The following is a 598-nucleotide window of genomic DNA, read 5'->3' on the forward strand; positions in this document are numbered from 1 at the left end:
TCTTGATGTCAGACTCGATGAACAATTTATGCTAATCAGCGCACTCAAGCAGAGCCACTCTATTCTCACAATTTGTAATGCATTCAAAGTGCATCGAAGTAGCTATAAGTATTGGCTAAAAAGAAAAGAACATATTGATGCAGACTTTACTATTTTATGCAGTGAAGTGAAGGCCGCACATCGTATTAGTCATGGCTCTGCCGGTGCTCGAACGATAGCTCAATTAGTGACTAACAAAGGGATTGGTCTCAGTCGTTATCGAGCCCGTAATCTAATGAAAAAGCTTGGGTTATTAAGCTGTCAGCAGCCTAAGCATTCTTATCGGAAAGCGACACAAGAGCATGTTGCAATCCCCAATACGCTTAATCGACAGTTTGCAGTAACTCAACCAGATCAAGTGTGGTGTGGCGACGTGACGTATGTTTGGGTCGGTAATCGCTGGGCCTATCTAGCCGTTGTTTTAGACTTATTTTCCCGCAAACCTGTTGGATGGGCTTTGTCATTATCACCAGATAGTGAGCTGACCTGTAAAGCTTTGAAAATGGCATTTGAGTTAAGGGGTAAGCCTGAGAATGTGATATATCACAGCGATCAAGGT

1 pseudogene is annotated in these 598 nt (G+C 42.8%); it reads left to right on the forward strand.

The window, feature by feature from the left end:
• Window positions 1-598, forward strand: a pseudogene (locus L5L97_RS22850) (IS3-like element ISSba5 family transposase); the annotation flags it as partial.

This window comes from Shewanella sp. SM71 (assembly GCF_025653905.1).
GTDB lineage: Bacteria > Pseudomonadota > Gammaproteobacteria > Enterobacterales > Shewanellaceae > Shewanella > Shewanella oncorhynchi.